The sequence below is a fragment of the Endozoicomonas sp. Z74 genome (assembly GCF_057680865.1).
This window is the reverse complement of sequence record NZ_JBLYZI010000232.1, coordinates 1-1,496: the sequence shown is the minus strand read 5'-3', so window position 1 is coordinate 1,496 and position 1,496 is coordinate 1. Positions and strand designations below refer to the sequence as shown.

Genomic DNA, 1,496 nt, shown 5'->3' with positions numbered 1-1,496 from the left:
AACAAAATACCTGTCTCGTTACCTCGGGTGGAAAAGGTTTCTTAAAACTCAACTCTTCTCAGAGGAGGCTTTTTTAGATCAAGTTTCTATACATTGGGTAGAGCAACACTTAATTTGAACAGCGCCGTTTTGCATCATTTCCAGAACAACAGGTGCGGGTAATTGGTGCAGAACTTCCATAACCCTGGAACCTGGTGTTTCAATAGCGCGTATGAGGTATCGCCGTAGTGTGTCATCTGCAATCCAGGGGCGCAGATGACTGACAAGAATACCGATTTGCGCCGTATCCAGCATATACATAATCAGAGACGCCTGGCTGTCATCACCCAGCCGACTCCAGAGATTGCCTGCTACTGAGCTGTCTCCAATAAAGGCTACCTGAAGGAGGGTATGCAGTTCAGCAGAGTCGGCCTGATTAAGTTGCGCATCCAGTTGAAGGGTTGTTTGGTCCTCAATCAGCAGGTCGGCTAAGGTAAGATAGCGGTCCGGTGCCAGCCTCATGAGTCGCTCGAGTATCGCCTTCTGCATCGGCCCAGTTAATTCTTGAAAAAGGCGAACCAGAGCCCTTTCCTGATAAAGATCCAGCTCAGGATCTGCCAGTATTTGATCCACCAACAGGAACACATCAGTTCTTTTTTTTACAAAAACCTGATTAAGGGTTTCCATTTTCTGATGATTCCCTCTGTATGCAATCTCTTTTATGACAGATAACCATGCCTGCTGGGAGGGCTGGAAGCTGGTTTCGATAATGGAGTCCAGATCATCATCCCATACTGCTTGTATAACGGCCGATTCCACCGTGGGCTTTTTGTAGCTCCCTGAAAAGTCCCAAATATGGCTGGCCAGATACTTCAGGGAGGCCAGCAACGTTTTTTCCCCAGCACTTAAAAGAAGCTCCGCCTTATTCTTATTATGCAGAGATTTAATGATGCCTCTGAGCCCGGTTTCTGGATATGATGGTATTGGACCAACATCAATGAAGGGTGTGTAATGAGGGTAAGGGAAATAGCTCCAAGCCAGCTGCAGGTAATGCATACAAGGTGTTCTGGTATCCATTGAGCACAGCCCTGCAACATATCTGGAGCGATCATCATGACTAACCATTTCCAGCATCAGATCCTCAGCCTGAAGACGGTGTTTTTTATTATCCGGTGAAGCAAAGACCATCACTGTGTCAAACAGAATACCTTCCTGCAACAGACTGCTGGTCAAGAACGACTCTTTCTGTTCTGAAATCACATCCGCCATTTCATGATGTAATAGCGACTCTATATTTTCATCCATTCTGTTCGCATTCTTGATGGGGGCTCTGCGAATCCACTGTTGACCATCCCTCCTGGTATATTGCGCCAATAAACCGGTAGTGACCCAGGGCAAAAACATGATCACCAATTGAACAGCGCCATCAAGAAACAGCCTGTATAATCAGGGTTTTTCCTGTCTTTCGATGTCTGCAAAAGCCCTGTTTTCCAAATTCTCCTCGCTCACTGATAAGC

Annotated in this window: 1 protein-coding gene; it reads right to left on the bottom strand. The window is 46.4% G+C overall.

Annotated features, from left to right (window positions below):
- Positions 1–78: 78 nt before the first annotated feature.
- Positions 79–1,284 carry a hypothetical protein gene (locus ACNRUY_RS26445; RefSeq protein ID WP_488114655.1) on the bottom strand — a complete coding sequence of 402 codons (1,206 nt, stop codon included), beginning with the start codon at positions 1,282–1,284 and terminating at the stop codon, positions 79–81.
- Between the last annotated feature and the right edge of the window lie 212 nt (positions 1,285–1,496).